The organism is Nocardia terrae, from assembly GCF_009760405.1.
Classification (GTDB): Bacteria; Actinomycetota; Actinomycetes; order Mycobacteriales; family Mycobacteriaceae; genus Nocardia; species Nocardia terrae.
This window is the reverse complement of record NZ_WRPP01000005.1, coordinates 703,263-725,769: the sequence shown is the minus strand read 5'-3', so window position 1 is coordinate 725,769 and position 22,507 is coordinate 703,263. Positions and strand designations below refer to the sequence as shown.

At 67.9% G+C, this 22,507-nt stretch carries 20 protein-coding genes; 7 read left to right on the top strand and 13 right to left on the bottom strand.

The genetic code is table 11. The features are described 5' to 3' along the window. Window positions 1-9 precede the first annotated feature (9 nt). The 5 genes from GPX89_RS27420 to GPX89_RS27400 form a co-directional block, all read right to left on the bottom strand. Window positions 10-2,592 carry an SDR family NAD(P)-dependent oxidoreductase gene (locus GPX89_RS27420; protein ID WP_157390498.1) on the bottom strand — a complete coding sequence of 861 codons (2,583 nt, stop codon included), beginning with the start codon at window positions 2,590-2,592 and terminating at the stop codon, window positions 10-12. Between the two features lie 28 nt (window positions 2,593-2,620). Next, window positions 2,621-4,177: a flavin-containing monooxygenase gene (locus tag GPX89_RS27415; protein WP_328602363.1), complete on the bottom strand. Its 1,557-nt coding sequence runs from the start codon at window positions 4,175-4,177 to the stop codon at window positions 2,621-2,623. Between the two features lie 130 nt (window positions 4,178-4,307). Further along, on the bottom strand, window positions 4,308-5,783 hold the full coding sequence (locus GPX89_RS27410) for an ABC1 kinase family protein (RefSeq protein ID WP_235948060.1): 1,476 nt from the start codon (window positions 5,781-5,783) through the stop codon (window positions 4,308-4,310). 149 nt (window positions 5,784-5,932) lie between these two features. Next, the gene (locus GPX89_RS27405; RefSeq protein WP_157390497.1) at window positions 5,933-6,739 is read right to left on the bottom strand and encodes an amino acid-binding protein; all 807 of its coding nucleotides are present in this window, start codon (window positions 6,737-6,739) and stop codon (window positions 5,933-5,935) included. 152 nt (window positions 6,740-6,891) lie between these two features. Continuing rightward, entirely contained in the window at window positions 6,892-7,227 is a 336-nt protein-coding gene (locus GPX89_RS27400) for a TfoX/Sxy family protein (protein ID WP_157390496.1), read from the bottom strand. Between the two features lie 103 nt (window positions 7,228-7,330). On the opposite strand from GPX89_RS27400, the gene GPX89_RS27395 reads away from it, so the two are divergent. After that, window positions 7,331-8,419, top strand: coding sequence for a carboxylate-amine ligase (locus GPX89_RS27395; protein WP_328602362.1), 1,089 nt, complete (start codon window positions 7,331-7,333; stop codon window positions 8,417-8,419). 10 nt (window positions 8,420-8,429) lie between these two features. On the opposite strand, the gene GPX89_RS27390 is transcribed toward GPX89_RS27395, so the two are convergent. The 5 genes from GPX89_RS27390 to GPX89_RS27370 all read right to left on the bottom strand — a co-directional run bounded on the left by GPX89_RS27390 (window position 8,430) and on the right by GPX89_RS27370 (window position 12,761). Continuing rightward, entirely contained in the window at window positions 8,430-9,260 is an 831-nt protein-coding gene (locus tag GPX89_RS27390) for an LppU/SCO3897 family protein (protein ID WP_157390495.1), read from the bottom strand. A 100-nt stretch (window positions 9,261-9,360) separates the two neighbouring features. Further along, the gene (locus tag GPX89_RS27385; protein WP_157390494.1) at window positions 9,361-9,900 is read right to left on the bottom strand and encodes a DUF4333 domain-containing protein; all 540 of its coding nucleotides are present in this window, start codon (window positions 9,898-9,900) and stop codon (window positions 9,361-9,363) included. A 165-nt stretch (window positions 9,901-10,065) separates the two neighbouring features. After that, window positions 10,066-10,695 (bottom strand): MBL fold metallo-hydrolase, encoded by a 630-nt coding sequence (locus tag GPX89_RS27380; protein WP_157390687.1) that lies wholly within the window; start codon window positions 10,693-10,695, stop codon window positions 10,066-10,068. Next, window positions 10,692-11,777: an S-(hydroxymethyl)mycothiol dehydrogenase gene (locus GPX89_RS27375; RefSeq protein WP_157390493.1), complete on the bottom strand. Its 1,086-nt coding sequence runs from the start codon at window positions 11,775-11,777 to the stop codon at window positions 10,692-10,694. The genes GPX89_RS27380 and GPX89_RS27375 overlap by 4 nt, the downstream gene beginning before the upstream one ends. 105 nt (window positions 11,778-11,882) lie before the next feature. Beyond that, window positions 11,883-12,761 (bottom strand): LysR family transcriptional regulator ArgP, encoded by an 879-nt coding sequence (locus GPX89_RS27370; RefSeq protein WP_157390492.1) that lies wholly within the window; start codon window positions 12,759-12,761, stop codon window positions 11,883-11,885. A 73-nt stretch (window positions 12,762-12,834) separates the two neighbouring features. Here GPX89_RS27370 and GPX89_RS27365 point away from each other — a divergent pair, with 73 nt between their 5' ends. Then, complete coding sequence (locus GPX89_RS27365; RefSeq protein WP_328602361.1) at window positions 12,835-13,452, top strand: LysE/ArgO family amino acid transporter; 618 nt, start codon at window positions 12,835-12,837, stop codon at window positions 13,450-13,452. 142 nt (window positions 13,453-13,594) lie between these two features. Beyond that, the gene (locus GPX89_RS27360) at window positions 13,595-14,992 is read left to right on the top strand and encodes an HNH endonuclease signature motif containing protein (protein ID WP_198347612.1); all 1,398 of its coding nucleotides are present in this window, start codon (window positions 13,595-13,597) and stop codon (window positions 14,990-14,992) included. A 495-nt stretch (window positions 14,993-15,487) separates the two neighbouring features. Here the strand turns inward: GPX89_RS27360 and GPX89_RS27355 are convergent, their stop codons facing one another. The 3 genes from GPX89_RS27355 to GPX89_RS27345 all read right to left on the bottom strand — a co-directional run bounded on the left by GPX89_RS27355 (window position 15,488) and on the right by GPX89_RS27345 (window position 18,427). After that, window positions 15,488-16,300: a hypothetical protein gene (locus GPX89_RS27355; RefSeq protein WP_157390489.1), complete on the bottom strand. Its 813-nt coding sequence runs from the start codon at window positions 16,298-16,300 to the stop codon at window positions 15,488-15,490. 84 nt (window positions 16,301-16,384) lie between these two features. Beyond that, entirely contained in the window at window positions 16,385-17,410 is a 1,026-nt protein-coding gene (locus tag GPX89_RS27350) for a Gfo/Idh/MocA family protein (protein WP_157390488.1), read from the bottom strand. A gap of 12 nt (window positions 17,411-17,422) precedes the next feature. Next, a complete protein-coding gene (locus GPX89_RS27345) occupies window positions 17,423-18,427 on the bottom strand; it encodes a LacI family DNA-binding transcriptional regulator (protein ID WP_157390487.1) in 1,005 nt (334 codons plus the stop codon). Window positions 18,428-18,696: 269 nt separating this feature from the next. Here GPX89_RS27345 and GPX89_RS27340 point away from each other — a divergent pair, with 269 nt between their 5' ends. From GPX89_RS27340 to GPX89_RS27325, 4 genes are read left to right on the top strand one after another with little or no spacing between them, the layout of a single operon-like run. Continuing rightward, the gene (locus GPX89_RS27340) at window positions 18,697-19,599 is read left to right on the top strand and encodes a TIM barrel protein (protein WP_157390486.1); all 903 of its coding nucleotides are present in this window, start codon (window positions 18,697-18,699) and stop codon (window positions 19,597-19,599) included. Between the two features lie 19 nt (window positions 19,600-19,618). Then, a complete protein-coding gene (locus GPX89_RS27335; protein WP_157390485.1) occupies window positions 19,619-20,614 on the top strand; it encodes a sugar ABC transporter substrate-binding protein in 996 nt (331 codons plus the stop codon). 20 nt (window positions 20,615-20,634) lie between these two features. Further along, window positions 20,635-21,690 (top strand): ABC transporter permease, encoded by a 1,056-nt coding sequence (locus GPX89_RS27330; RefSeq protein ID WP_157390484.1) that lies wholly within the window; start codon window positions 20,635-20,637, stop codon window positions 21,688-21,690. Beyond that, window positions 21,687-22,499, top strand: a complete 813-nt coding sequence (locus GPX89_RS27325; protein WP_157390483.1) for an ATP-binding cassette domain-containing protein — start codon at window positions 21,687-21,689, stop codon at window positions 22,497-22,499. The genes GPX89_RS27330 and GPX89_RS27325 overlap by 4 nt, the downstream gene beginning before the upstream one ends. The last annotated feature ends 8 nt before the right edge of the window (window positions 22,500-22,507 follow it).

Here is a 22,507-nt window from a genome sequence, read left to right as displayed (position 1 = left end):
ACGGATACCTCACGTCCAGGATCGATCGGATTCGACGGCGGAGGCGGCGGCATGGGCCCGCGCGATGACCTCCGGAAGTTGTTGCCGCCGCAGCTTGCCCGCCGTGGTGCGCGGCAGCTCGGGCACGAACACGATGTCGCGCGGCACCTTGTAATTGGCCAGGGCGGTCTTGATATGCCGCTGCAGCGCCTTCGCGCTGGTGCGCGACCCGGCCTTGAGCACCACCGCCGCCGCCAGCCGCTGCCCGAAGTCGTCGTCGGCCACCCCGACCGCGCCCGCGTCGGCGACCGCCGGATGCGCCAGCAGCGCCTCCTCGACCTCCTGCGGGAAGACGTTCTCGCCGCCGGAGACGATCATGTCGTCGGAGCGGCCGTCCACGAACAACCGGCCCGCGGCGTCGAAATGCCCGAGATCGCCGGAGTCCATGTACTTTCCGACCATCTCCTTGGTGCGGCCGTCGCTGTAGCCGTGGAACATGCTCGGGTTCTTGTTGATGATGCGGCCGCTCACTTCGGCGGGCAGCTCGCGGCCGTCGCGGTCGACGATGCGGATGTCCACGATCCCGGCCGGCGGCCGCCCGACGGTCCCGGGCGCGGCCCGTAGATCCGCGGGCGTGGCCAGGGTTCCGGCACCGGTCTCGGTGGAGGCGTAGCCGTTGAACAGCACGTCGCCGAACTCGTCCATGAAGGCGGTGGCCAGCCAGGGCGGCAGGGGAGCGGCCCCGCACATCACCATCTGCAGGCTCTCGGTGTGATAGCCGCGGCGATCGGGCGGCGGCAGATCCATGACGCGCTTGAGCATGGTCGGCACCAGGCAGGCGATGTGGACGCTGTGCCGTTCGATATCGGCGAGCACGGTCTCGGCGTCGAATCTCTCGTGCACGATGGCCGTCGACCCGAGCAGGAAGGCCGCGGTGATCGCGAGGAAGCCGTAGGTGTGGTGCAGCGGCGGCGCGATGATCATGGGTCGTCCGAGCCGCGGGATCGGGGCGAATCGGGCCAGGTCCTCGAGCGCCAGCATCATGCGCGGATGCACGGAGGACGCGGCCATGCCGAGCTTCCGGGGCGCGCCCTTCGGCACCCCGGTGGTGCCGCCGGTGAGCAGAACGATCGAGCCGCCGGACGCGGGCTCGCGCACCGCCGGTCCGCCCGCCGCGACCAGTTCCGCCACGGTCGGCAGCCCGCCGCCCGCGCCCCGGACCACCACGCGGTGACCGCGGTAGCCGGACTTGTCGATCTCCGGGTGGAATTCGCCGTCGTAGAGCAGCAGGTCGACGCGCTCGCGGTCGAGGACCTCGCCGATCTGCGGGCCCGCGAAACCGTAGTTCAGCGGCACCAGATCCGCGGAGAGCCGCGCGGCCGCGTAGGCGGCCAGTACGAAGCCGCGGTGATTGCGGCACAGCACCCCGACCCGGCTGCCGCGCCGCACCTCCCAGCGGGCCCGCAGCGCCGCGGCCAGCCGCTGTACCTGCCGATCCAGCTCGGCCGCGGTGATCGGACCGTCGTCGTCGATCATGGCGGGCCGATCCGGAAACCGGGCCGCGAACGACGACAATGCCGTCGCCAGGCCGATCCCGCCGCGTAATGCCCAGGCCAGCTGCGGAATTCGGCTCGGCGGCACCAGCCCGAGCACCCCGCTGGCCGGTATCCAGCCCGCCACGGTCACCGCGTCGTCGAGCAGGTTGACCGTCCGCTCCACCCGCCCGATCGGCCCGGCCCAGTCGACGGGCCGGTTGTTCCAGTTCCCCGCCTTGGCGTAGCCGGTCAGCATCCGTTGCGCCGCACGGGAATTGTCGAGCGCGTAGGACAGCGGCGCGCCCGCCCGCTCCCACCACGGCCGGATCGCCAAGGGGCGGTCCACGATCGCGCGGCACACCATGCTCGCGGCCTCGTCGGTCGACATGCTCGGGGTGTAGCGGTAGATCCGATACGGGCCCAGCATGTCCGAACGCACCAGCTGCAGGTGAATGGTGGACACGGTGATGCCGTCGGCCCGCAATTCCGGTGCGGCGCCGCGCATCCAGGAATTGAACGCCGACTTGGAGGCGATATAGGCGGTCCAGCCCACACCCGGGCCGTGGACCCCGGCGGTGCTGATATTGACGATATGGCCCGCGCGGCGCGCCCGCATGGACGGGAGCAGGCTCAGCACCAGCCGCACCGGACCGAGATAGTTGATGCGCGCGGTGTCGTCGAAATTGTCCCAGCGGTCCAGGGAATCCGAGAGCCAGCGGCGAATGGACTTGCCCGCATTGTTGACGAAGACGTCCACGTGGCCGTGGTCGGCCAGCACCCGCCCGATCAGCTCGGCGCAGGCGTCGGGATCGGAGAGGTCGGCGGTGTAGGGGTGAATACTGCCGGGGAAATCGGCTGTCTCCGAGCGCAGTTCATCGAGCAGCGCGGTCCGGCGGGCCACCGCGAGCACGGTCGCGCCATTGGCCGCCAGCCGGTGCGCGGTGGCCCGCCCGACACCCGAGGAGGCTCCGGTCACCAGCACGACCTTGCCCCGCACCGCGGGTTGCAGGCGGTGGTCACTGATGCCGTATCCGGCCGCGCCCAACGCGATCCGGACCGATTTCGGCAGTTCGAACATGGGCTCAACTCCTTTGTCGAGCGGCGGGTCACGCGGTGAGACGATCGAATTCGTAGTCGGAGAACGGGAATCGGTGATGCGCGCGGCGCGCCGAGAAGAATCCCGTGGGCCGGATATAGGTGCTGTCGCCCTGCGAATTCCGGTAGTAGGTGGGGACGTGGGCGTTCAATTCCGCCAGGTAGTAGCGCATGGCCTCGCCGTGCCGGTAGATCCGGGCATGGTAGGCGTCGTGCACTTGTTGGCGGATGGCCACGAAGGTCGCCCCGCGCCGGCGCGCCTCCGAGATCGCGCGCACCGCATGGTCGGCCGTCATCTCCACGAAGGCGTGCCATCCGCTGCCGGACCACGAATACGGGCCGACCAGCGTCCACCGATTGGGCAGGCCGGGCAGCGAGACGCTCTCATACGCCTGCAATCCCTGCTCGGTGTAGTACTTCCCGAGATCGAGGCCGTCGCGGCCGACGACCATGCCCGGGGTGTAGGTCTCCGGGTCGGAGAAGACGTGATAGCCGGTGGCCAGCACGACCATGTCGAATTCGCGCTCGACGCCGTCGGTGGTGCGGATGCCGTGCGCGGTGAACCGCTCGATCGGCGTCGTCACCAGATCCACATTGGGGCGATTGAAGGCCAGCAGATAGCCGGTGTTCGCGGTCGGCCGCTTGGCGATCGGACCGTAGTTCGGGGTGAGGCCAGCACGAATCCCGGGATCGCGCACCATGAGTCGCAACAGTCCCCGATAGCCGCGGATCGCGGCCGCGTCGACGGCGCGCATGGTGGGCCGCACAACCGCCATGGGCGCGTTCGACATGGTGCGCAGCGCGGCATCGGCCACCACCAGGGCCGCGCCGTGCAGGCTCGCCTGCACCCCGGGGACCTGGAAGGCCAATTGCACGGCGCGCGGAATTCGCGGATTGGGTTTGGGCACACACCACACCGGGGTGCGCTGATACACCGCGAGACTGCCCACCGCGCCCGCGATCGACGGGGTGATCTGGACAGAACTCGCGCCCGTGCCGATGACGGCGACCCGCTTGCCGGTCAGGTCATAGCCGTCGTCCCAGTCCGAGGGCCGCTGGATCTTGCCCGTGTACTCGGCCAGTCCCGCAATCCCGGGATCCTGCTTGGGACTGATGAACGCGCCGACCGCGCTGATGACGAACCGGGCGGTGGTGACGCCGCCGTCGGCGAGATGCAGCCGCCAGCAGTGCCGGTCCTCGTCCCACTCCTCGCTGACCACCGTGGTCCCGAACCGGATGTGCGGATACAGCCCGAACCGCCGCGCCACCTCGATGTGATACCGCTTCACCTCGGCCCCTGCCGCGAACAGCCTGCTCCAGTGGGGGTTTCGTGCGAACGAGTACTGGTAGGCCAGCGACGGGATGTCGACTTCCAGCCCCGGGTAATGGTTCTCGTGCCAGCTGCCGCCGACCTCGTCGGCGCGCTCCAGAATCACGAAGTCGGTGACCCCGGCCCGCTTCAGCTTGACCCCCGCGGCGATGCCGCCGGGTCCCGCGCCGATGACGGTGACCTCGTGATCGGGAGCCGAAAGTTTCGCTGCCGGCGCATCTTCGGATGCGGTGGTCACGGGGTCTGTGGATGCAGTGGTCACGGCGGGGACCTTCCGGGCAGAATCCGGCGCTGCGCTGCGCCTGTCCCACCAGAGTAGTTCTGTCTGGGACAGTGATCAAGGCCCTTGCCGGGGTGCCGATTACGGGTCAGCCCGCGGCGAAACCCTTGGCGGCGGCGCCCGCGCGCCGCAGGCGCACGGCATTCAGGTCGGTCGGGCCGCCGGTCCGTTGCCGATAGCGTTCCATCACCGCGCTGAATTCGGGTGACCAGCGGATCACCTCGTCGCGCATCGGGCCGGTCGTGCCCAGCTGGGCGACCGTGCCGAACAAGGTGACCAGTCCGCGCTGGAACGGCATGAGGTAGGCGGGCACGGCGAGCTGGCGATAGGCATTGCTCAGCTTCGGGCTCATCGCATCCAAGGTGCGGCCGCGCAGCCAGGCGATGTCCGCGTGAAAGGTGTCGTGGCACAGGATCTCGGTGAAGGGCAGCAGCTTGTCCGCGAGTCCCGCACTGTCCAATCCGCGCTCGGCGTCGGTGAATCCGTGCCGGCGCGCGAAGGCGTCCAGCTCCGCCGGGCCGCCGTTGATCAGCGCGTCGGCCAGATCGTGCACCAGCTCCGGGAACTGCGGCGGGGGCCAGGCGGGGCACGCGCCGAAGTCCACCACGCCCAGCCGCCCGTCCGGCAGCACCCGGAAATTGCCCGGATGCGGATCGCCGTACAGCAAGCCCGAGCGTGGGGCGGAGGACCAGAAGAAGCGGATGGCCAGCATGCCGACCCGATCCCGTTCCGCCTGCGCGCCCGCGGTGATCAAGCGCGACAACGGGATACCGTCGAGCCACTCACTGATGATCACGTCCCCACGCTGGGCGACCACCTGCGGCACCCGGAAATCCGGATCGTCGGCGTAGGTCCGTGCGAAACGGCGCTGGCTGCGGGCCTCGGCCTCGAAATCGAGCTCGGCGCGCAGAGATTCGGCCAGCTCGCCCACGATCGCCGGGCCGTCGGCGTAGGGCGCGAAGACCGGAGTCAGCCAGGCCAATGCGCGCAGCTGGCGCAGATCGCTGTCGACCGCGGCGCGGGCGCCGGGATACATCACCTTGACCGCCACCGCGCGGCCGTCGTGCCAGATCGCCCGGTGCACCTGCCCGATGGTGGCCGAGGCGGCCCGCCGGTCGTCGAACTCGCGGAAGCTGTCGCGCCACTCCGGTCCGAACGAGTCCGCGAGCACCGCGTGCACCGTGGCCGGCAGCATGGGCGGGGCGGCGTCCTGTAGGCGGCTCAGGGCCATCCGGTAGGGCTCGGCCAGCTCCGGTGGCAGCGCCAGCTCGTAGATGCCGAGGATCTGGCCCAATTTGGCGGCGCAGCCCTTCAATTCGCCCAGTACGTCGGCCATGTGCTCGGCGGTGCGCAGCTGGATCTGCCGGTCGATCTCCTCGGCCGGACGGCCGATCGCCCGCTGGCTCGCCCCGGCCACCTGGCGACCGGCGAAGGCCAGCGGCAGCGCCGCCAGCTTGGCGGAGCGAATCACCTTGCGGGCGGGGGGATTCCCGCCCGTGTCGGCATACCCGAACCGAGTATTGCCACGATCCCCCGATCGAGCACCGCCGCGCCGAAAACTCATCGATCAACCAGCCCCTTGTACGCGCGTATCGTCGCACTGCGCATGAGGCAGTCTGCCACGAAGTGAAACTACACGGTACGGAAAGCTGTACGTATCAGTACATGATCCCGAATATTGGGATATGGAAACGGAATTCGCAGCTCGGGCGGTCAGGGCCGGTGAGAGGCGACCAGAGCCAGATCGGTCAGCCGATGCGCGCGGGCGATCTCGGCGGGCGTGAACGGTTCACCCGTGCGCAGGAAGGTCATGGCTCCCAACCCGTCCGGCGGGGCGATCTCGAGCAGGGTGCCGCCGGGAACGCGGCCGGGATCGGGATCGGAGACGTATTGCGCGCCGAGCAGCTCGGCGATCACCAGGGGCAGCTCGGCCGGATCGCCCGCCACCCGCGCGGCCAGCCCCAGCGCCCGGGTCTGACCGTCCACCAGGGTCAGCGCCGAGGCGGGCCAGATGCCGACCGCGATGCCGCCGGCGCGGGAGATGGCGTGGGTCAGCCGCGGCGGGCTGACCTCGGCGGGCGTGGACACCACCAGCTCGTCGAGCACGCCGTTCTCGAGGTGATGCACGTGCACGGCGAGGATATTGGCCCGGCGCTCGGCGAGGTGTTTGGCGAGCAGCTCCAGGCGGCCGGGAGTGTTGTCCAGGCGCACCCGGATGCGCCACAGTCGCTCGGCGCTGTCGAGATGGTGACGGCGGCGCAGCTCCGGGCCGTGCAGCCAGCGGGCCAGATACCGCATCGCACCGGGCTCGACGACCCAGATGACGAGGATGGTGGCGGCGACGGCGAGGATGGAGACCGTTGCCAGATAAGGTAATTCGAGATCGATGACCAGGGCGTGCAGGGCCAGTTCGACCGGGAACACGGCCCCGAGTTTGGCCAGTGCCATCCGGGTGCGACGGGGGTGGGGCAGGCGACCGCATACTTCGCAGGCCAACGCATGTATCTCGGTTTGCCTCATGTTCACCACAGTGCGCGACGCAGATTTCCGCGAGGTGGTGCGGTGTAAAGACAGGGTGACAGATGAGGAGAAACCCGTTGCGCCAGCGGGGGATTGGGTGAGGCGAGCCACAGCCGCGTCGAGGCTGTGCCCCGGCGCACACCGTTTGCGTCCTATTTGGGCGGTAGCGTCTTGGCGAAATCGACGCCGCGGCGCACCCACTCGTCGAGCGCGTCCTCGTCGGCGACGGTCTCGGTGGTGACGTGCAGCCAGCCTTTCATCCGCTTGCCGCCCATCTCCATGAGCTCGACCGAACCCGCCTTCAGCAGGGCGTCGGAGGTGGCGGGGTCGGTGCGCACCATCAGCCCGCCCTTGCCCCGGGCCGCGACGGCCATATTGCCGCCCACCAGAAACGCCAGGCCCCCGAACATCTTCTTCTCGACCACGTTCACCAGCTCGGGCCCGAGCGCGTCCCGAATCCGGTCGGCCAGCTCCTCGTCGTATGCCATACCCGGCATTGTGGCCCAGGCCACCGACAGATCCGGGCCCGGCGTGGCCGGAGAGACCACTCCGGCAGGTGTCGGCTGGGCCTCCGCGAGGTACACATAGTAGGTGGAAGACCCGCCGACCGTCGGTGTCGAAGAGGAGTTCCTCCTCGTGGATCCGCGCACCGGTGCGCCGGTCGGCAGAAATGCCGACGTCGTGCGCACCGCGGCGGACTTCGGCATGGACCTGCAACTGGAAATCATGCGGTGCCAGGTCGAGACCAGCACCCGCGTGCACACGAATACGGGTGATCTGCTCCGGGAATTGCGGGAACTGCGCCGTGGCGCCGCGGCGTCGGCCGAGAAGAACGACGCACTGCTGCTGGCCGCGGCCGTCCCGCCGACCCTTCCCGACGAGCTCTCGATCACGGCCACCCCGCGCTATCACCGGATCGCCGAGAACTTCGGCCGGGTGGCCCGGGAACAGGGCCTGTGCGGGTGCCACGTGCACGTGGCGGTCCCGGACCGGGGCGCCGCGCTGCGGGTGAGCAACTTCCTGCGGCCCTGGCTGCCGCTGCTGCTGGCGCTGACCGCCAATTCGGCCATCTACCGCGGCGGCGAGACCGGCTACGCCAGTTGGCGGAACATCCTGTGGCGGCGCTGGCCCAGCGCCGGCCCGCCGCCGCACTTCGAGTCGGTGCACGAGTTCGACACGGCCGTGGAATCCATGCTCTCGCTGGGGATCATCCTGGACCGCAAGATGGTCTACTGGGATGTGCGGCCCTCCACCACCTTTCCGACGGTGGAGGTGCGCGTCAGCGATGTGCCGGCCACCGTGGAGGAGACGGCCTTGCTGGCCTCCCTGGTGCGGGCGTCCGCGATGACCGCTCGCACAACCGATCTCGTGCCGGTGGTCGCGGAAGACACGCTGCGCGCGGCGTATTGGAAGGCCGCGCACGAGGGCATCGACGGCGACGCCATCGACCCGGTCGACGGCAGCACCGTCCCGGTCGAGGACCTGCTGACCCGGCTCATCGACCGGATCCGGCCCGCGCTCGAACAGCTCGGCGACCTCGGCTTCGTCGTCGAGGGCGTGGCGGCGCTGCTGGCGCGGGGCAATGGGGCGCGGCGTCAGCTCAACGCGTTCCGCGCCCGCGGTGAGCTCGGCGACGTGGTGGGCGAGCTGGCCGAGGCCACCACGTATTCGTGTCGCTGAATGCCCGAAACTACCTGAGCTGCAGGCAGAGTGCGAAGTCCTCGATCTCCGGGCCGCTGCCGATGCTGGTCTTGTGGGTGATGATCACGTCGGTGGCCGGGTAGTCGTTGTCGCACTGGGTGTCACCCAGCGGACCCATGGGCTTGGCCAGCACCGTCGCCTGGGCGGCCGGGTCGGTGCACGGCACGACCTCGACCTTCGGATGGTCGTCCTTGGCGATGTCGCCGTTCTTGTCCCGCACGCAGTCGCCGACCTGGGCCGACTTGGCGTCGTGCGCGGCGGCGGTGGTGGTCGGCACCGTGATCGACGGGATCGCCGGCATCGAGAAGGTGGTCGGCGGGTTGTAGTAGTACGGGTGGCTGCTCGATCGCGAGCTCGATGAGGAACCCGCCGCGGCCGCGGCGATAATGGCCACGACCAGGCCGAGCGGCACCAGCGCGCCGATGATCGACGGACGCTGCCACAGCGGTTTGCCCGGGTCCATGGACGGCGAGGGCGCGCCCGGAATCGGGGGCGGAAGCTGGCCCACGCGCACCCGGTTCACCAGGTTGATCAGGATCGTGATCGGGTTCGCGAGCCAGAACGAGAGCATGCCCCACCAGCCCTGGATCAGGCTGTCGCCGGTCATCTTCCGGAACGTCGCCAGGCCGCAGTTGCGGCAGAACGGCCCCGGCATCTTCCGGAACTGCATCAGGAAGATCATGCCGCGGTGCGCGCGGAAGTCGAGATCGACCGCGGGCGTGGCGCCGCAGAACCGGCAGTAGACGCCGTTGGCATGGGCGAACTGGGGCTGGCTCGGAGCGGATTGGGTTGCGCCGAACGGAAATTGGGGCGTGGACAAGCTGAGGATCCCCCTGGGGTGGAGCTGGAAACCGCCGTATTGAAACACATCGTGGTGACAATCGCAGATTCCAGCCTGGGCGCCCGTCCAGCATGTGGGATTACGGTAGCGGCTGGTCGTCCCGGATCATGTCGTAGTTGACCTTGGTGCCCTCGACATTGGTGGTCTTGGCGGTGACGCCCCAACGGGTGCCGTCGGATTCGGTGACCACGCAGCGGATGGAGGAGCCGGTGGCCCCGCGCAGCAGGCCGTTGCAGGTGGTGGACTGCGGGGCGGTGCCCACCTGCTGCACATAGAAGTTCGAGACGCTGGAGGCGACGTCCTCGGGGGAGACGTACGGGTCGGTGAAGTTCAGGTCGTAGTAGACGTCCTTGCCGTCGACCTTGGTGACCTTCGTGGTGATCGCCCAGCTCTGCCCGTCCGCGGAGGTGACCGAACAGTTCTGGGTGGCATCCACCTTGGCGGGCAGATCCCCGTCGCAGGACACCGTTTTCGCGTCCTCGTGTGACTTGTCCTTGTAGAAGCTGCCGACCTTGGTCTGCACATCGCTCTTGGTCACCGATCCGGAACTGGACGAGGAGCAACCCACAGCGATAAACGGCACGAACGTCAAAGCCAGCGCGGCTGTCAGCTTTTTCATGAACAACTTTAGGCGCGGGTTCGCTGGGAAATTCTTGGGAATGAGAGGGCAAAACCGGCGAACCCGGCGTGTCGGTCATGGGCACGCCGAATATGGGGGCTGATTAGGGTTTTTGACAGTGGTCCGGTTCGGGGTTGGCCCCCGGGCCGGACCACTGTCGAGGCGTCATCGTGCCTGCTTGCGCCACTCCTCGAGCTGCGGGGATTCCGAGCCGATGGTGGTGGATTCGCCGTGGCCGGTGTGCACCAGGGTCTCCGGCGGCAGGGTGAGCAGGCGGTCGGCGATCGAGTCGACGATGGTGCCGTAATCCGAGTAGGACCGACCGGTCGCTCCGGGACCGCCGTGGAAGAGCGTGTCGCCGGTGAAGACCGCGCCCAGGTCGGGGGAGTAGAAGCAGACCGAGCCCGGCGCGTGGCCGGGTGTGTGCAGCACGTGCAGCTCGGTCCCGCCGACCTCGATCACCTGTTTGTCCGAGAGCTCGCCGTCCGGACTGAGCCCGGGGTGCGTCTGCTGCCACAGCACCATGTCGTCCGGGTGCATGAGCACCGGAGCGCCCGTGGCCTCGGACAATTCGGGCGCGACCCGGATGTGGTCGTCGTGCGCGTGGGTGACCAGGATGGCCTGCACCTTGCGGGTGCCGATGACGTCCAGGATGGCCTCGACATTGTGCGGGGCGTCGATGACCACGCATTCCAGATCGTCGCCCACCACCCAGACGTTGTTGTCGACGTCGAAGGTCTCGTTGTCGAGGCTGAAGGTGCCGACGGTGACGGTGTGATCGATGTGCGCCATCAGAACACCACCACCGAACGCAGGACATCACCGTGATGCATCTTGGTGAAAGCGGACTCGACGTCGCCGAGCGCGATGGTCTCGGAGACGAAGCCGTCCAGATCCAGCCGGCCCTGCTTGTAGAGCTCGATCAGGTAGGGGAAGTCGCGCGAGGGCAGGCAGTCGCCGTACCACGAGGACTTCAGAGAGCCGCCGCGCGAGAAGAAGTCGATGAGCGGCATATCGAGCTTCATGTCCGGCGTCGGAACGCCGACCAGCACCACGGTGCCCGCCAGATCGCGGGCGTAGAAGGCCTGCTTCCAGGTTTCCGGGCGGCCCACGGCGTCGATCACCACATCCGCGCCGAAGCTGTCGGTGAGTTCCTGAACCCGTTCCACCGCATCCTCTTTCGCGGCGTTGACGGTGTGGGTGGCCCCGAAGCCGGTGGCCCACTCCAGCTTCCGCTCGTCGATGTCGACGGCGATGATGGTGGTCGCGCCCGCCAGCTTCGCGCCCGCGATGGCCGCGTTGCCGACCCCGCCGCAGCCGATGACCGCGACCGAGTCACCGCGGCTCACGCCGCCGGTGTTGATGGCCGCGCCCAGGCCCGCCATCACGCCGCAGCCCAGCAGGCCCGCGGCGGCGGGGGAGGCGCTCGGATCGACCTTGGTGCACTGCCCGGCGTGCACGAGGGTCTTCTCGGCGAACGCGCCGATACCCAGGGCCGGGGTGAGCGGGGTGCCGTCGGTGAGCGTCATGGGCTGTGCCGCATTGAAAGTGGAGAAGCAGTACCAGGGCTTGCCCTTGCGGCAGGCGCGACAGGAGCCGCACACTGCCCGCCAGTTGAGGATGACGAAATCCCCGGGCTCCACATCGGTGACGCCTTCGCCCACCGATTCCACGATGCCGGCGGCCTCGTGCCCGAGTAGGAAGGGGAATTCGTCGTTGATGCCGCCCTCGCGGTAGTGCAGATCGGTATGGCAGACCCCGCAGGCCTGCACTTTCACCACGGCTTCACCCGGACCGGGGTCCGGGATGACGATGTCGGTGACTTCCACGGGAGCGTTCTTGGAGCGTGCGATGACGCCGCGCACGATTTGGGACAACGAAATTCCTTCCTGACCAACCACAATGCCAACGACTATGGCACCCGACCTCGCCCACGTCATCTATTACCCGTGGATACAGAGACTGAATCCCCTTGTGGGCTATCACAAGAGGACATGCGCGGCGCCCTCCGCAATGGTCGCCGCGACCAGGCTCAACGCCGGGGAATCCAGCTTCCACTGCTGCCAGTAGAGCGGGACGTCCACGAATACAGTCTCATCCAACGGGACCAGATTGTCCTCCGGGCGAATCATGAGGTCGGGGATCATTCCCCAGCCCATGCCGACCCGCACGGCGTCATTGAATCCGGCCGAGGAGGGGATGTAATGACGGGGCGGATCCACGGGCTTGCGGGTGTAATGCCGCATGAGGCGGAACTGCAGATCGTCCTTGCGGTCGAAGAGCACGACCGGCGCGTGCGCGAAGGATTTCGGGGTCGGGCCGTCGGGGAACCAGGTGCGCGCGAATTCCGGTGCGGCCATGGGGCGATAGCGCATGGCGCCCAGACGGCGGACGCTGCAGCCCTGGACCGGGGCGGCGGTGGAGGTGATGGCCGCCATGACGGTGCCGTCGCGCAGCAGGCGGGTGGTGTGCTCCTCGTCCTCGCGGTGGACCTCGAAGCACACACCGTTCGCGGCGCGGCCGAGCGCGTCGATGACCCAGGTCTGCAGTGAATCGGCATTGACGGCAATCGGAATCACGACCGGGCGATCGGTGGGCTGATGCGCGTCGCCGAGTTCGCGGGCGGTGTCACTGGTGAGCAATTGGATCTGGCGGGCCAGGCGGAGCACCGAGAGGCCCGATTCGGTGGGTTGCACGGGTTTGGTGCGCTGAACCAGAATGCGCCCCGCCGAATCCTCCAGCGCCTTGATGCGCTGGCTGATTGCCGAGGGGGTCACGGTGAGTTTGCGGGCGGCGGCGTCGAAAGTGCCCTCGCTGATGACCGCGTCCAGGGCGCGCAGTTGGTCGAGCTGCAGATCCATATTAAGAGATCGTAATGGTGCCTCAGAATCTTTAGCTGGCCTGGTCCTGGACGGTTGTCCTAACTTCGGACGGGTGAACGCATCATCGGCGGCCCTGGCGGCCATCTCAGGACTCGGTTTCGGACTCTCCCTCATCGTGGCGATCGGCGCCCAGAACGCCTTCGTCCTGCGTCAGGGCATCCGACGCGAACACGTCCTGCCGGTGGTAGCGGTCTGCATCACCTCCGACGTGATCCTCATGACCCTGGGCGTCGCGGGCTTCGGCACGATCATGAACTCGGCCCCGATGATCATGACGATCGCCAAGTACGCCGGTGCGGCCTTCCTGCTGGGTTACGCGTTCCTGGCCGCCAAGCGCGCGTTCTCCGCCTCGGGGTTGTCAGCGGGAGGCGGTGCGCCGATCGCCCTGGGGGCGGCGATAGCCACCTGCCTCGCGGTTACCTGGCTCAACCCGCACGCCTACCTCGACACCGTCGTTCTGCTCGGCTCGTTCGCCAGTACCTATGCGACGCCGGATCGGTGGTTCCTGACCGCCGGAGCCATTGCGGGAAGCTTGATCTGGTTCATCTCGCTGGGATTCGGTGCTCGCCTGCTCGCGCCGGTATTCGCCAAGCCGAAGGCTTGGAAGGTGCTGGATTCCGTTATCGCACTTGTGATGACGGGCTTGGCGGTCGGTTTGCTCGTTAATTGAATTGCAATTCTTTTCGGTGGTTCTGAAAAGTTTTGTATCACATGGTAATTCGGTCGAATTGCGGTGTAGGTGGCGGTAAAATGGAGGTATGAATCAGGGCGGGGTTTCCGATGGCATCACGATCGCTGACGCGATCGAATTGATGTCGCGTGTAACCGATCTCCTGATCGACGACTCGCTGGATTCGGTGTCGGATGACGGCCTGGCCGAGATGATGCGGGAGTGGGAGACCACCAAGCGTCGTCAGGCCGCGTTCGAGCACAAGATGATTCAGCAGGCGAAGAACCGCGGTCTGCCCGAGAAGGCCGGGCTGAAGGACGATGTCACCAAGTTCCTGGAGCAGACCCTGCGCCTGGGGCATGCCGAGGCACGAGCCCGCGTCAACGCGGCGGAGCTGCTGGGTGTCCGTCAGGAGGGCGGGCAGTTGGTGGAACCGACGCTCGCCTGGACAGCGGCCGTGCAGGAAATGGGTTTGGTCTCGGCCGATTCGGCCCGGCGCATCGCCAAGATCATGGACCGCATCCCCGCGGACATCGACCCCGTCCAGCGCGACAAGGCCGAAATCCAACTCGCCTACTTCGCCACTCAATCCACCCCGGACGACCTGCCCAAGGTCGGCGACCGCATCCTTGGACACCTCGACCCCGACGGCACTCTCACCAAAGAGGCCGACCGTCAACGCCGCCGCGGTATCACCCTGGGCAAGCAGGAACTCGACGGCATGTCCGCCGGGACCTTGTCATTGACCCCGATCGCCCGCGCCCTGCTCGACGGCGTCTTTGCCGAACTGGCCCGCCCGGGCATGTGCAACCCCGAGGACCCCGAAAGCCCCTGGCGTGCGGAGGGAGTCGAAGCCGACGTCCTCGAGGCCGCGGCCCGCCGCGACAACCGCAGCTGCGCCCAACGCCAGCACGACGCCCTGGTGGCCTTGCTGCGCCCGGAAATGGGCCCCGCCAACCTCGGCAGCCACCGCGGCCTGCCCGTCTCGACGATCATCACCATGAGCCTGGCGGAGGTCGAGGCTGCCGCCGGTGTGGCCACCACCGCTTCGGGCGGCACGGTCCCGATGGAAGAGGCGCTGGTGCTGGCGGAAAAGTCCAAGCCCTTCCTCGCGATCTTCGACCACAACGGCCGCCCGCTGCACCTGGGAGAGACCAAGCGCCTGGGCAACTCGGCGCAACGCCTGGCATTGATCGCCGCCGAACGCGGTTGCACTCGCCCCGGCTGCAGCACTCCGGCCACCCTGTGCCAGGTGCACCACGTCACCGAATGGTCCAAGGGCGGGTTGACCGACATCGAAAACCTCACCCTCGCATGCGATGCCTGCCACTCCCTCATCGGCGACGGCCCCAAAAAGTGGAAAACGGTCGTTATGCCCGAGGATTCGGAACATGCCGGGCGGATAGGTTGGATAGCACCGGCCCATATCGACCCGACCCGAACCCCGCATGTCAACGACCGCCATCATGCCGGGGAGTTGGTCGCCGCCTCGCTGGCCAAGATCCGCGAACGCCGCCGCCCTCGATCCCGAGCCGCGTGAATCCCGCACGGCGGCTGTGCTGCCGCGCGTCCAGATGTGATTCATCGGCATGAGGCCAGGTAATTCGAGGAAAGACTCCCAGGGTGCATGACCGGGCAACCGGATTGCGCCTCGATCGGATGCACCGAAAGTGTGGTTGCGTCGCCAGCCATGGCGGACTTGGGCTGACGCCGGGTTGGGAGCCGTCACCTCACCTCCCAGCCCACGGACTGCACGCATCACCTTCTCGAGACAAAACCCAAAAACAAAACACGCAAAACCCCCTCCCGGGCATCGAGTGGCACATTATCGAGGGGTTATGTCTGGTTCGTCCGGAAAAATGTGCCACTCGACGCAAGGGTGGGGCTGGAACCCGACAACCCGGGGCATCCGCCCCGGGAGGTCAACGCGGTTCGAGCCTCGAGGGGGCTGGGACCGAGCTCGGGGCTCCCAACCCAGCCAGCCCCTCTCCCTGATCCAGGCGTCTTTTGTCTTTTGTCTCTTGATCTTTCGATATCAGGACTGGTACTTCCATGCGCCGGTGTACGGGTTGCTGTTCGCGCCGGTGCTCGGCATGCAGTAAACCGCGCGGCCGCTGGAGGACTGGGCGACGACATCTTTCTTGAGGTTGCAGATCTGCCCCGGCTCATGTTTCCCGCTCGTCACCGGACCGGGGTTGTCCCATACGTAAGTGGCGGTGGTGCTCCCCGCCCGGCGCATACACACGAGTTGGGTTCCGTTGCTGGCATACCCAAAGGTTCCGGCTTCGGTGGTATTGCACGGGGATCCGACGGCGGGCGTGGTGTTCGGCAGCCAGCGGTTGCCGGTGTTTCCGGCGACGGCGCAGGTGAGGATGGTGCCGTCGGACGCGGTGGAGGTCTGGCCGAGCTGGTCGCAGGCCGCCTGCGCTACGGCGGTAGCGGTTGTCGTGGTCGGGGTGGCGGTGGTCGACGGGCTGGAGGTCGTCGTGTCGTAGGTGTAGCCGGAGTCGGCCGCTCGGGATGTGGTGGTGACTCCGGACTGAGTCGGGCTCGGCGGGGTGAGTACGACGTGGGGGCCCGACGGGCCGACGGTCACGGCGTTCGGGGCGGCGTTCCAGGAGCCGTGACCGGCCAGGAGCAGGCCGCCGATGGCGATCAGCGAGACGACGATGGTGGCGCTGAGACCGATGATGGCGTATCGGCTGGCCTGTGAGCCTTTTCGCCTGTTCGGCCCGTGTGGGTCCGATTCCGCCTGAAAGTCGTCCTGGATCGCCTCGAACACCTCGGTGTTCTGCGTCCACAGCTCATCGTTCGGATGATAGCCCGGCGGTATCGAATTCCCGTTCATCCCAATAGCTCTCGTTCGGTGCCCGCGAGGATCACCGGGCTATCGGAGAATAATCGGGGATTCGACCGCGCGGTAGCCGAACTTTCAGCGGCGGATGTCGGCCAGCCGGACGGGCTTGCCCTGATGCCGGGAGAGTTCGCAGGCTTCGGCGATGTAGAACGCCTCGAGGGCGTCGGCGGGCGGGCAGGGGTTGGTCGTCGCGCCGGTCACCACCTGCAGGAAGGTGGCCAGTTCTTCGACGTAAGCGCCGTGGAACCGGTCCATGAACCCGGGGTAGGCGGGCAGTGCCGACGGCGGATAGCCGGGCTCCACCGAGTGCAGCGGCGCACGCTCGTCCAGGCCGACGATGGCATTGCCGTTGGAGCCCAGCACTTCCAGCCGCACGTCGTAGCCCGCGCCGTTGTATCGGCTCAACGAAACCGTGGCCAGGCATCCGTCGTCCATGCGCAGAACGACCGCGGCGGTGTCGACATCGCCGGAGTCGGCGAAGAACTGTTCACCCCGATTGGCCCCGGTGGCGTACACCTCGACCACTTCGCGACCGCTGACCCAGCGGATGATGTCGAAATCGTGGACCCCACAATCGCGGAACAGCCCGCCCGAGCGCGGAATGTACTCGGCCGGCGGCGGCGCGGGATCGAGGGTGGTGGCGCGCAGCGTGTGGATCCACCCCAGGTCCCCGGCGGCGATGGCGGCCCGGGCGGCCCGGTATCCGGCGTCGAAGCGGCGCTGGAAGCCGATCTGGACCGGGACGTTCGACCGCTCGACGTGCTCGACCACCCGCAGCGTCCCGGTGATGTCTGCCGCGATGGGCTTTTCGCAGAACACCGGAATCCCGCGATCCACCGCCGCGGTGATGAGCGCCGGATGTGAGTCGGTGGCGGTGGTGATCACCAGCCCGTCGATGCCGGCGGCGAACACCGCCTCGATGTCGGGTGCGAACTCCACCTCCAGTTTGTCGGCGGTGGCACGGGCGCGTTCGGTGTCGGCGTCGGTGACGATGATCGTGCCCACGCCGGGCAGGGATTTCAGGGTTTCGGCGTGGGAGGTGCCGATGCGGCCGGTGCCGGCGAGGCCCACCGTGAGCGGGGCGGCCAGATTCGAGGGCATGGTGGCTCCTTGTCAGTCGCGGGGCGGGGCGGTGGTCGAGCGGACGACCAGGGAAGGCTCCAGGCGTTTGCGCACCGGGTCGGACCGGTCCTCGCGCAGTCGTTCGGTGAGCGCGGTGACGGCCAACTGGCCGATGCGTTTACGCGGTTGATCGATGGTGGTGAGGGCGACGTGCCGCAGCGCCGCCAGCGAGGTGTTGTCGTATCCGACGACCGAAACGTCCTCGGGCACACGCAGACCCGCCTCTTCGAGCGCGGCCATCGCGCCCACGGCGTTGAAATCGTTGCCGCACACCAGTGCGGTGGGAAAGTTGCTGGGGGAGAAGATGTTCAGGAGCTTGCGGACCGCCGCCGCGCCCGCCTCGTCGGTGTGCTCACTGGGGATCACCATGGGCTCGAGGCCGTATCGGGTCATGGCGGCGGTATAGCCTTTGCGCCGCGGTGGGGCCGCGAAGGCCGCGCCGCCGTCGAGATGGACGATGCGTCGATGTCCCAGGGAGACAAGGTGATCCACGGCCAGGGCCGCGCCGAGTTCGCCGTCGTCATTGACGGTGTCGACGGCGGAACTGGTCGAGGTGCGCGACACCAGGACGATCGGGCAGCGCGCCGCCGCATCGCGGATCGCGGAGGCGGGCAGCACCGGTGACAGCAGGATGACGCCGCCGGGGCGGAAGGCCAGCAGGCTCTCCAGTGCGGTGCGCTCGCGGGTCGCGCTGCGGCGTCCGGTGTTCAGGATGAGCTCGAGCCCGGCCTCCTGCGCCGCCTCGTCCATGCCTTCGATGACATCGGCGAAGAAGGGGTTGCGCAGGTCGGACACCATGACGCCGACGATGTTCGAGGTGCGGCTGGCCAGGGACCGGGCCATGGCGTGCGGCTGGTAGCCGAGTTCGGCGGCCGCGGCCAGCACCGCGCGCCGCCGGTGTTCGCTCACCTTGGGAGAATTGCGCATGACCAGCGAGACCAGGGCCCGGGAGACGCCCGCCCGAGTGGCGACGTCTTCCATGGTCGGTCGGGTCATGGTCGCCTCCGGGGCAGTCGCGATGGGATTCGGTGGTTCGGTCGGTGTGTGTCGCACGCTACAGCGTTGCCACCGAGCGAAGCAATAGAGCGCTCTAATCGGATATTCAGGGCATGAGTTCCGGTCTTCATTTGGCCTGGAAGGCATCATTTTTCGTGGTCGCACACGGGTTTTCGCGGCAGGTCGCACTCTTGACACGGGAGTGAGCCAGGTTACATTGTTGGAGCGCTCCAATGAGGGAGTACATACGACGGGTCTGGGAAGTGCCGATGACCGAATCGATCCATCCACTGCGTATCGCTGCCGCGCCGATCTCCTGGGGAGTCTGCGAAGTTCCGGGCTGGGGCCATGTCCTCGACCCCGGAACGGTCCTGACGGAGATGGCGGGACTGGGCTTGGCAGCCACCGAGTTCGGGCCGCCCGGGTATCTACCCGACGACCCGGCCGAGCTACGGAAATGCCTGAACGACTACGGGATTGCGCCCGTGGGCGGATTCCTCGCCCTGGCGCTGCACCGGGAACCGAGCCGCGCGCTGGCCGCGGCCCGTACCGCCGCCGCGATGTTCGCCGCCGCCGGAGCCGAGATCATGGTGCTGGCCGCCGCGACCGGTGAGGACGGCTACGACACTCGCGCGCCGCTCAGCGATCACGAATGGCGAACCCTGGTGGACACCGCCGCGTCGATAGCGGATATCGCGGCCGAGCACGGCCTGCGGGTCGCCGTGCACCCGCACGTCGGCACGCATGTCGAGACGACCGCCGAGGTGGATCGCTTCCTGGCCGACTCCGATCTGGATCTGTGCCTGGACACCGGGCACCTGCTGATCGGCGGCACCGACCCGGTCGAGCTGGCCCGCCGCCACGGCGACCGCATCGGTCATATCCATCTCAAGGACGTGCGCGCCGCCCTGGCCGCCGAAGTGCGCTCCGGCGGCGTCGAATACAGCGAGGCCGTCCGCCGCGGGCTCTATGTCCCGCTGGGCGCGGGCGACGTCGATATCGCCGCCCTGGTCCGCGAGGCGCACGCCGCCGGCTACCGCGGCTGGTACGTGATCGAGCAGGACACCGCGCTGCGTCCCGGCGATTCCGCGGCCGCGCCGACCGCCGATGCCCGAGAAAGTCTGCGACACCTGGCCGAGATCGGCTCGGGTCTCGCCTCGGCTCGGATTTAGTGGGGAGGTGAAGACGACGATGTCCGCGAATCCTCGCTCGCGCCGCCCGCGGTGGCTGCGCTTGTCGCCCTGGCTGGCCGCGGCGGCCGTGCTCGCCGCCTGTAGCGGCCCGGGCGCCGATGTCACCGGACCCACGCAGGCTCCGGCCGCGGTGGGCACCTTGAAGTCGGTGGCCGTGGTGACCCACGGCTCCCCGGGTGACGCCTTCTGGAATGTGGTCAAGAACGGCGCGGAGGCCGCCGGGAAGGATCTGGGTGTCCGGGTCGAGTACAACTCCTCGGGCGATCCGACCCAGCAGGCCAAGCTGATCGACAATGCGGTGGCCCAGGGTGTGGACGGGCTGGTGGTGTCGATGGCCAATCCGGACGCGCTGAAGCCGTCGGTGGAGAAGGCGGTCGCCGCGGGCATTCCGGTGGTGACCATCAACTCCGGTGAGGCCGAGAGCGTCCAGTTCGGCGCCATCGGCCATGTCGGCCAGAGTGAGCGCATGGCCGGTGAATCCGCCGGTAAGCGCTTGGCCGACGCCGGAAAGCACAAGATGCTGTGCGTGATCCACGAGGCCGGGAACGTCGGCGCGAACGAACGCTGCGCCGGCGCGACGACGGGCTTCGGCACCGCGACCACGTTGCAGGTCGACATCAACAACCCGACCGATGTGCAGTCCCGGATCAAGGGCGCGCTCGAGGCCGATCGCTCGATCGACGCGGTGCTGACCTTGAACTCGCAGATCGCGGCCCGCGCGGTGGACGCGGTGAAGGAGTCCACCTCCAAGGCCACCGTCGCGACCTTCGACCTGAATTCCGATGTGGTGAACGCCATCCGGGCCGGGAGCCTGCTGTTCGCGGTGGATCAGCAGCAGTACGAGCAGGGCTATCTGCCCGTGGTCATGTTGAAGCTCTACAAGTCGAACCTGAACACCGTCGGCGGCGGCCATCCGGTGCAGACCGGTCCGGCGTTCGTGGACAAATCCAATGTCGAAGCCATTGCCGCGCTCGTCGGCCAGGGCACACGGTGAGCGGGCCGGGAGTGAATGACATGACTGCTACGACAACGACATCCGAGACCGCGCCGGCGACCCCGCCACCGGACCGGCTGGCCATTCTCAACCGGCTGGTGGCCCGCCCCGAGGTGGGCGCGCTGCTGGGCGCGGTGGTGGTGTTCCTCTTCTTCACCGTCATCACCACGAAATTCGTGAAGCCGCTGGGCATTTCGACCTGGCTGGACGATGCCTCGACGCTGGGCATCATGGCGGTGGCGGTGGCCCTGCTCATGATCGGCGGCGAATTCGACCTGTCCACCGGCGTGATGACCGCCTCCACCGCGCTGATCACCGGCCTGCTCGCGGTGCACGCGGGCTGGAATGTGTGGCTGGGCCTGGCGGTTTCGCTGGTCTTCGCGCTCACCGTCGGCGCGCTCAACGGCTGGGTGGTGATGCGCACGGGACTGCCCAGCTTCATCGTCACCCTGGGCACGTTCCTGGCGCTGCAGGGCCTGAATCTCGGTGTGACGCGCTGGGCCACCGGCACCGTGCAGGTCTCGGGTGTGCGCAGTGCGGGCGGATATCAGTCCGCCGGTTGGGTTTTCGCCTCCACGACGAAGATCGGCAGCGCCAGCATCCAGGCTTCGGTGGTGTGGTGGATCGTGGTCACCGCCATCGCGGCGATCGTGCTGGTGCGCACCCGGTTCGGCAACTGGATCTTCGCGGTCGGCGGTTCGCTGCCGACGGCGCGGGCGGTGGGCGTGCCCGCGACCCGCACCAAGATCCTGCTGTTCATGACCACCGCCTTCGCGGGCTGGATCGTGGGCGCGTGCAATCTCATGCGCTTCGCCAGCGTGCAGGCCAATCAGGGTGTGGGACTGGAGTTCCAGTACATCATCGCCGCGGTGATCGGCGGCTGCCTGCTCACCGGCGGTTTCGGTTCGGTGGTGGGTGCGGCCATCGGGGCGCTCATCTTCGGCATGGCGCGGCAGGGAATCGTGCTGGCGGGCTGGAACAGTGACTGGTTCATGCTGTTCCTCGGCGTGCTGCTGTTCTCGGCCGTACTGGTCAACAACGCATTCAAGAAGCGGGCGGAAAGGGTACGCCGATGACCGAGCAGACGGGGACGCCGGAGGCGACCGGGGTGCCGTTGATCGAAACGATCGGCATCGGAAAGAGTTACGGCGGCGTGGTGGCGCTGCGCGATGTGTCGACGGTGGTGAAGGCCGGTGAGGTCACCTGCGTGCTGGGCGACAACGGCGCGGGCAAGTCGACGCTGATCAAGATCCTGGCGGGCGTGCACCAGCACGACAGCGGGGAACTGATCATCGAGGGCGAGTCCATGCGATTGTCCTCGCCGCGTGCGGCTCTGGACCTGGGCATCGCCACGGTCTACCAGGATCTGGCCGTGGTGCCGCTGATGAGCGTGTGGCGCAATTTCGTGCTCGGCTCCGAGCCGGTGAAGCGGTACGGGCCGATCGAGATGCTCGATCGCAAGCAGGCCCAGGACATCGCCCGAAAGGGACTGGCCGACATGGGGATCGACATCCCCGATCTGGAGCAGCCGGTCGGGACGCTGTCCGGCGGTCAACGGCAATGCGTGGCCATCGCGCGGGCTGTGCACTACGGGGCGAAGGTGCTCATTCTCGACGAGCCGACCGCGGCGCTGGGCGTGAAGCAGGCCGGTGTGGTGTTGCGCTATGTCGTCCAGGCCCGCGATCGCGGGCTGGGCGTCGTGCTCATCACACACAACCCGCATCACGCCTACCCGGTCGGCGACCGTTTCCTGTTGCTGAAACGGGGCGCCCAGCTCGGCAGCTACGAGAAGTCGCAGATCGATCTCACCGAGCTGACCCGGCAGATGTCCGGCGGCGCGGAACTCGAAGCGCTGCAACACGAATTGGAGCGAGTGGTGTCGTGAGGAAGTTG